The following is a 7,647-nucleotide window of genomic DNA, read 5'->3' as shown; positions in this document are numbered from 1 at the left end:
GCTCCGCGCCCCCGTCCGCTCCTCCGCCGGTCCGTCCCGCCCGGCCGGCCGCGGCGCCCGCCGAGAAGCCCCGCCGCCGGATCAGCTTCAAGGTCGTCCGCCGGGTCGTGTACGCGCTCGTCCTGCTGTGGATCGGGTCGCTGGTGTGGGTCGGGCTGTCGGTCGCCAAGGACTTCCAGCAGGTCGCCTACGAGCCGAGCGGGACCAGGCCGGCCGAGCAGCCGGGGACGACGTACCTCGTCGTCGGCTCCGACTCCCGCGCGGGGCTCACCAAGCGCCAGCGCAAGCGGCTGCACACCGGCGGCGACGTCGGCCAGCGGACCGACACGATCAAGCTGCTGCACACCGGGTCGGGGCCGACCACGATGCTCACCATCCCCCGCGACTCCTACGTGTCGATCCCGGGGCACGGGAAGTCGAAGATCAACGCGGCCTTCGCCTGGGGCGGACCGGAGCTGCTCGTGCAGACGATCGAGCAGGACACCGGCATCCGGATCGACGGGTACGTCGAGATCGGCATGGGCGGCCTCGTCCGGCTGGTCAACAGCGTCGGCGGCGTGACCATCTGCCCGACCACCGACATGGACGACGACCTGGCCAACCTCCACGTGAAGAAGGGGTGCCAGCACGCCGGCGGGGTCAAGGCGCTCGCCTACTCCCGATCCCGGCACGCCCAGCAGCTCGGCGATCTCGGCCGCGGCGAGGCCCAGAACGAGGTGATCGGCCAGATCGGAACGCGAGCCTCCCGGCTCGGCACGCTGCTCAACCCATTCAAGCTGGCCAAGTTCAAGCGGCCCGCCGAGGTGATCAAGGTCGGCGAGGGCATGAGCACGGTGGGCCTGGCGAAGTTCGCCCTCGCGTTCAAGTCCGTCTCCGGCGAGGACGCCAAGAAGTGCGGCGTCCCGATCTCCGACCTCTACATCCACTGGGACGCCACCCGATCGAAGAAGATGTTCAGCTACATCGCGAACGACGACACCGCCAGCATCCCGGCCAGGCTCTGCACCCCGAGCGGACTGCCGAAGTCCGTGACCGGGTGACGCCGGCCGAATCTCGAAAGGACCCCCCATGACGACGTACGAGACCCTCGCGCTCGAGGTCGACGAGGACGGCATCGCCCTGCTCACCCTCGACCGTCCCGACTCCCTCAACGCGTTCAACATCCAGATGTCCCTGGACCTCCAGGACTTCTGGTCCGGCCGCGCCACCGACGACGACATCCGCGCCGTGGTCGTGACCGGCGCGGGCCGCGCGTTCTGCGCGGGCATGGACCTCTCCCGCGAGGGCAACGTCTTCGGGCTCGACGAGAGCGTCGAGGACGTCACGCCGGAGGCGCTGGTCGAGCACCTCGACGAGGAGCCCTACCTCACCGGCGTGCGCGACGTCGGCGGCAAGATCTCGCTGGCGGTCCACCGCCTGCCCAAGCCCGTCATCGCCGCGATCAACGGCCCCGCGGTCGGCATCGGCGCCACGATGACGCTGCCGATGGACATCCGGCTGGCCTCGACGAGCGCGCGGATCGGCTTCGTCTTCGGCCGGCTCGGCATCGTCCCGGAGGCGACCTCGTCGCACTTCCTGCCCCGCATCGTGGGGATCCAGCAGGCACTGGAGTGGGTCTACTCCGCCGACATCCTGACTGCCGAGCAGGCGCTCGCCGGCCGGCTGGTGCGCAGCGTGCACGAGCCGGACGAGCTCGTCCCGGCGGCGCTCGAGCTCGCCCGGTCCTTCGTCAAGGGCCGCAGCGCCGTCGCGCTCGGTCTCGCGCGCCACCTGCTCTGGAGGGCGACCGAGTCGCCGATGCAGGCGCACATCGCCGACTCGATCGCGATGTGGAAGACCTCGGTGAGCCCCGACGGCAAGGACGGCGTCGCGGCCTTCCTGGAGAAGCGCGCCGCCGACTTCACCTCCAAGCCGAGCGACGTCCCCCCGGTCTTCCCCGCCTGACGATCGGGGCTCAGCCGAGCGTCTCGGCGAGGAAGGCCTCGAGCTCGGCCCAGTGCCGCCGCTCCCCGGCCTCGTCCCACGACGATGTGTCGCTCATGGTGTAGCCGTGCGGTGCGCCCGGATAGATCGCACTGGAGAACCGCGCGCCGACGGCCGTGAGCGCGGCGTCGAGGTCGGCGACGTTCTCCGGTGTCATCGAGCGGTCGTTGTCCGCGTGCCCGAAGAGGTACGCCGTCCGGCCGGTCAGGACGGTGTGCGGGCTGTCCGGCGCATCGGTCACCAGGCCGCCGCCGTGGAAGCCCCCGACGGCGAGGACCAGCCCGTGGAACCGGCCCGCCGCGCGGACCGCCAGCCGAGCCCCCATGCAGTAGCCCGTCGCGGCCAGGGGCAGCTCCTCGCCGGCGTACGACCTCGCGTGTTCCTGGAGGGCCGCGACATAGGCCTCGATGTCGGGCACGGCCAGCTCGGCGGTGAGCGCGCGCACCCGCTCCATCACCCCGCCGGCGAAGAACGCGGCACGGTTCTCGGGGTCGCGCAGGTCGGTCGTCGGCGCGAGCTCGGCGACCGTCCCGTCGCGATGGAAGACGTTGGGCGCCAGCACGACGTAGCCCCACGACGCGATCCGTTCGGCCATCTCGGCGATCCGCGGCCGCAGCCCGATGGCGTCCATGAAGAGCAGCACGCCGCCGCGGGCGGGCCCGCTCGCGGGACGGGCGAGGAACGCCTCCGCGGCGCCGTCGGGCGTGGGGATCGAGGTCAGCTCGGCCATGGGCCGCCACGCTAGCGTGGCGGGCATGAGCGCCCCCACCCTGACCTTCCACAACGGCGTCGAGATCCCCCAGCTGGGCTTCGGCGTCTGGCGGGTGTCCGACGACGAGACCGAGGCGGTGGTGACCACGGCGCTGGAGACCGGCTACCGCCACATCGACACCGCGGCCGTCTACGGCAACGAGCAGGGCGTGGGCCGCGCGCTCGCGGCATGCGGCATCCCGCGCGAGGAGCTCTTCGTGACGACGAAGCTCTGGAACGCCGCGCAGGGCTACGACGCGACGCTCCGGGCCTTCGAGCAGAGCCGTGCGCGCCTGGCCGTGGACCAGGTCGACCTCTACCTCATCCACTGGCCCGTCCCCAGCCGCGACCTCTACCTCGAGACCTGGCGGGCCTTCGAGAGGCTGTACGCCGACGGCCTGGTGCGCGCGATCGGCGTCTCGAACTTCCTGCCCGAGCATCTGGACCGGCTCCTCGCCGAGTCCGAGGAGGTGCCGGTGATCAACCAGGTGGAGCTCCACCCCCGCTTCCGCAACCTCGCCACCGAGCGTGCCGACGCGGCGCACCGGATCCTCACCGAGGCCTGGAGCCCGCTCGGCCAGGGCACGATCCTCGAGGACCCGACCCTGGCCGGCATCGCGGAGGCCGAGGAGCGCACGGTCGCCCAGGTCATCCTGCGCTGGCACCTGCAGTCGGGCCGGGTCGTCATCCCGAAGTCGGTGACGCCGAGCCGGATCGCGGAGAACTTCGCCGTCTTCGACTTCGAGCTCTCCGGCGACGAGCTCTCGGCGATCGACGCGCTGGACGCCGGCGGGCGGATCGGGCCCGACCCCGCCTCCTTCGGCGGCTGAGAGCCCCACACGGGGACCGGAAGGGACCTTGGTCCCTGGCGCTCGCCCACCCTCGCCGGTAGCGTTCCGCCCCGGGTCTCGGATCTGATGAGGAGGTCCGACTCGGTGACACCAGCTCTGCGCCCCGTGCGCCCCTCACGCTTCCCCGCACTCGCCGCGTCCACGGTCGTCATCTACGGCCTGGCGGGCGTCGCCCTGCTCCTGGGGGCCGCGTTCCACACGCCCGGGAAGAACCCGGCGTGGGTGCTCGCGACCCTCGGGGCGTTGGCGCTCGCGCTGGCGGCCTACGCGGCCATCCGAGGGCGTGGCTTCGGCGATCGGGAGGCGATCGTCTTCCTCGCGCTCTATCTCACGAGCGTCGTCGGGATGAGCCGCGACACCCACCTCGGCACCGGCGCCCTGAGCAACGGGCTCGCCCTCCCCATGGTCGGGATCTACGCGAGCTGGCTGCTCCCGCGAAGGGCGATGGCGCTCTTCTACGGCGGCCTGCTGGCGTGGGTCGCCACGATGGCCCTGCGCGGTGACGGGATGCTGACCACGATGGCCGTCATCATCGCGGGCCAGGCCACGCTGATGTGCGAGACCGTGCACGTGCTGAACGGGCGTATCAGCCGGCTGATGTACACCGACCCGCTGACCGGCGCGCTGAACCGTGCCGGGCTGGTCCGGCAGGGCGACCGGATGCTCACCTCGGCGGCGCGCCGGGGCGAGCCGGTCGCGGCGGCCCTCATCGACCTCGACCGGCTCCGGGAGGTCAACAACACCCGCGGTCACAGCGCGGGCGACGATCTCCTGGTGCGGGCCACGCGGGAGTGGCTCGACGCGTTCGACGGGCTCCCGGTGGGCCGGATCGGCGGCGACGAGTTCGTCGTCCTCCTCCCCGGTCACACCGCCGCCCAGGCGCGCCGCCGCCTGGGCGAGGTGCACGACGCCGCGACGGTCGAGTGGACCTGGGGCGTCGACGAGCTCGTGGCCGGGGACGACCTGGAGGACCTGCTCGCGCGCGCCGACCGCGAGATGTACCACGGCAAGGCCCGGCACGAGGCCCGCGTCACCGAAGGATGATCACGGCGATCAGCGCGATCGCGAGCCCGTAGAGCGGCGCGGCGCGCAGGTGACGCCGCAGCATCCTCCGCCAGGAGAGCCGGCGGATCAGGCGTGCGATGCCCTTGAGATCCGCCCACGCCGTACGCGCGATGTCGACGCGCGAGTCGGGGTCGTCGACCCAGTCGACCGGCACCTCGTGGATCCGCATCCCCAGCTCCTCGGCCATGACGAGCAGCTCGGTGTCGAAGAACCACTCCTCGTCCTCGACCCGCGGCAGGATGCTCTCGGCGACCTCGCGGCGCATCGCCTTGAAGCCGCACTGGGCGTCGCTGAAGCCGACGGCCAGCGTGAGCGCCAGGAGGGCGTTGTAGCAGCGCGAGATCACCTCGCGCCGCGCTCCGCGCAGGACCCGGCTGCCACGGGCCAGCCGGGTCCCGATCGCGACGTCGGAGTGCCCGCTCAGCAGCGGCGCGACCATGGGGCCGATCGCCTTCAGGTCGGTCGAGAGGTCGACGTCCATGTAGCCGACCACGTCGGCCGCCGAGTCCATCCAGGCGGCTCGCAGCGCCCGGCCACGCCCCTTCTCCTCCAACCGCAGCGCGCGTACGGCGTCGAGCTCGCCGGCCAGCTCGAGCGCGATCGGCCACGTGCCGTCCGTGCTCGCGTTGTCGGCGATGACGATCCGGTAGCTCCACGGCTGGGTGCGGAGGTAGTCGTCGAGGCGGCGGACCGATCCGGCCAGCGCGCCCTCCTCGTTGTAGACCGGGATGACGATCTCGAGCGCCGTGGTCACGGTCGCCGACGTCGTCGTCTCACCGCGAGCGAGAACGCTCATGCGTTCGTCCCCGACGAGTCGCCGCCCGAGGGCGTCTGGGTCAGGTCGTAGACGGTGGTCGACCCGACCGTCGTCGCGGTGAAGTTCTCCTCCACCCAGCTGGTGATCTCCGAGATGGCCGAGTTGCCGCCCCGGCCGCCGCCGAGCCCGCTGCTGGCGATGTAGTAGTGGATGTCGCCGTCGGCGACGTACTCCTCGAACTGCGCCAGGGTGATGCTCGACGTGGTCCCGTTGAACCCGCCGAGCGCCATCACCGGCTCCTCGGTGGCGAGCTGGTAGGACGCCGCGTTCGTCGCCCCGACCGTGGCGGCGACCCAGCGATAGCCGTCAGCGCCGTCGGTGAGGAGCGCCTTCATCTCCGAGGAGACCGAGGTGCCGCCGAACGCGCCGCCCCCGCCACCGCGGTTGCCGCCACCGTCGCCCATCCGGCTGGGACCGCCCTGGCCGTTGCTCTGGCCGTTCTGCGACGGCGGCTGGCCCATCTGGTTGCCCTGGCCGTTCTGGTTGCTCTGGCCGTTCTGCGACGGGGGCTGGCCCATCTGGCCGCCCGGACCGCCCTGGCCGTTCTGCTGGCCGTTCTGATTGCTCTGCTGGCCCGGGCCGCCCTGACCGCCGAAGCCGCCGCGGCCACCGCCCGGCCCGCCACCGCCGCCGAAGCCGCCACGACTCGACACCGGGCCCGCCGTCACGATGGAGCCGGTGTGAGCGGTGTTGATCGTGTCGACCGAGTACGCCGCCGGGCCGGTGATCCCGGTCAGGACGACCAGGCCGAGGGCTCCGCCGAGGATGGCCCGCGAGGAGCGGTGCACGAGGAGCAGCAGGGGCGCGGCGGCGATGCCGGCCACCAGCACCACCCACCGCAGGGTCGCCCACGGCTGCCCGTCGGCCTGGCCGAGCAGCACCCAGGCCCAGGCGGCGGAGCCGAGCGTCGCGACGACGAGGACGACGCGCGCGACCAGCGAGGCGCGGTGGCGCCACACCTCGGCGAAGCCCATCACCGCGGTCATCGCGATCCAGGGAGCGAGCGCGACCGTGTAGTAGTCGTGGTAGATGCCGCCCATGAAGGAGAAGACCAGCCCCGTGGTGATCATCGCGAGGCCGTTCATCAGCAGGAGCGCGCGGACCCGGTCGGTGCGCGGCGCCCGGCCTCGGAAGGCGACGCCGGCGACGAGCAGAGCGAGCGCAGCCGGGAGGATCCAGGTCACCATGCCGCCGGAGACGCCGCCGAAGAGGCGCAGGATGCCGACGCCGGAGCTGAAGCCGCCGTTGCCGAGACCACCGGTCTCGTCGCCGGTGATCCGGCCGAGGCCGTTGTAGCCGAAGGCGAGCTCGAGGATCGAGTTGGTGGTCGAGCCGTCGATGTAGGGCCGCCACGACTCGGGCACCAGCTCGACGATCGCGACCCACCAGCCGGCGCTGGCCAGCACCGAGACGAAGGCCACGACGAGCTGCCACAGCCGGCGCCGGACCGGCGTGGGCGCCGCGACGAGGTAGACCAGCGCGAAGGCGGGGAGCACCAGGAACGCCTGGAGCATCTTGGCGAGGAAGCCGAAGCCGACCAGCGCGCCGGCCAGGACCAGCCAGCGGGTACGCACCGTCTCCAGCGCGCGTGTCATGGCGTAGCCGGCGGCGACGAGGAGGAAGAGCAGCAGCGCGTCCGGGTTGTTGAACCGGAACATCAGCGCGGCCGACGGCGTCAGCGCGGTCACCGCGCCGGCGGCGATCGCGGCCGTGTGACCGCTCGTCCGGCGTACGGTGGCGTAGACGAGGCCGACCGTCGCCACGCCCAGCAGGGCCTCCGGCACGAGGATGCTCCACGAGCTGAGCCCGAAGATCCGCACCGAGAGGCCCATGATCCACAGCGCGGCGGGCGGCTTGTCGACGGTGATGGCGTTGCCGGAGTCGAGGCTGCCGAAGAACCACGCCTTCCAGCTCTCCGACCCGGCCTGCGCGGCGGCGGAGTAGAAGCTGTTGGCGTAGCCGGACTCCGACAGCGTCCAGAGGTAGGCGACTGCCGTGCCGGCGAGCAGGGCGACGACGGAGAGCGCGCGGCCGCTGGGGCGGCGGCGACGTGGCGGGGCCTCGTGGGCCTCCGCGGGCGCGTGTCCGGGTGGCGTCAGCATGGCAGTCATAGCCTCAACGATCCGGTGCCGCGCTATGCAACCGGTGAAGCGATCCTATGGAGACCCTGAATTCGCTGTG

General features: G+C 72.2%; 7 protein-coding genes. 4 read left to right on the top strand and 3 right to left on the bottom strand.

Annotated elements, in window-relative coordinates:
• Both QM572_RS17735 and QM572_RS17730 read left to right on the top strand, forming a co-directional pair.
• Positions 1-1,040 (top strand): LCP family protein (locus QM572_RS17735; RefSeq protein ID WP_415095300.1); only part of this gene is annotated, 1,040 nt, incomplete at its 5' end.
• A 28-nt stretch (positions 1,041-1,068) separates the two neighbouring features.
• Positions 1,069-1,944: a crotonase/enoyl-CoA hydratase family protein gene (locus QM572_RS17730; RefSeq protein WP_415095299.1), complete on the top strand. Its 876-nt coding sequence runs from the start codon at positions 1,069-1,071 to the stop codon at positions 1,942-1,944.
• A 10-nt stretch (positions 1,945-1,954) separates the two neighbouring features.
• Here QM572_RS17730 and QM572_RS17725 read toward each other — a convergent pair whose 3' ends face one another.
• Positions 1,955-2,713, bottom strand: a complete 759-nt coding sequence (locus tag QM572_RS17725) for a dienelactone hydrolase family protein (protein WP_415095298.1) — start codon at positions 2,711-2,713, stop codon at positions 1,955-1,957.
• Between the two features lie 25 nt (positions 2,714-2,738).
• Here QM572_RS17725 and QM572_RS17720 point away from each other — a divergent pair, with 25 nt between their 5' ends.
• Entirely contained in the window at positions 2,739-3,563 is an 825-nt protein-coding gene (locus QM572_RS17720; protein ID WP_415095297.1) for an aldo/keto reductase, read from the top strand.
• 105 nt (positions 3,564-3,668) lie between these two features.
• The gene (locus QM572_RS17715) at positions 3,669-4,628 is read left to right on the top strand and encodes a GGDEF domain-containing protein (RefSeq protein WP_415095296.1); all 960 of its coding nucleotides are present in this window, start codon (positions 3,669-3,671) and stop codon (positions 4,626-4,628) included.
• On the opposite strand, the gene QM572_RS17710 is transcribed toward QM572_RS17715, so the two are convergent.
• Positions 4,615-5,445, bottom strand: coding sequence for a dolichyl-phosphate beta-glucosyltransferase (locus QM572_RS17710; protein ID WP_415095295.1), 831 nt, complete (start codon positions 5,443-5,445; stop codon positions 4,615-4,617). The genes QM572_RS17715 and QM572_RS17710 overlap by 14 nt on opposite strands.
• Positions 5,442-7,577: an ArnT family glycosyltransferase gene (locus QM572_RS17705; protein WP_415095294.1), complete on the bottom strand. Its 2,136-nt coding sequence runs from the start codon at positions 7,575-7,577 to the stop codon at positions 5,442-5,444. Before QM572_RS17705 ends, QM572_RS17710 begins: the two co-directional genes overlap by 4 nt.
• Positions 7,578-7,647: the final 70 nt, after the last annotated feature.

Origin of the sequence: Nocardioides sp. (genome assembly GCF_047607365.1) — a bacterium.
Classification (GTDB): domain Bacteria; phylum Actinomycetota; class Actinomycetes; order Propionibacteriales; family Nocardioidaceae; genus Nocardioides.
The sequence above is the reverse complement of the archived record's forward strand: the minus strand, read 5'-3'. Positions and strand labels throughout refer to the sequence as shown.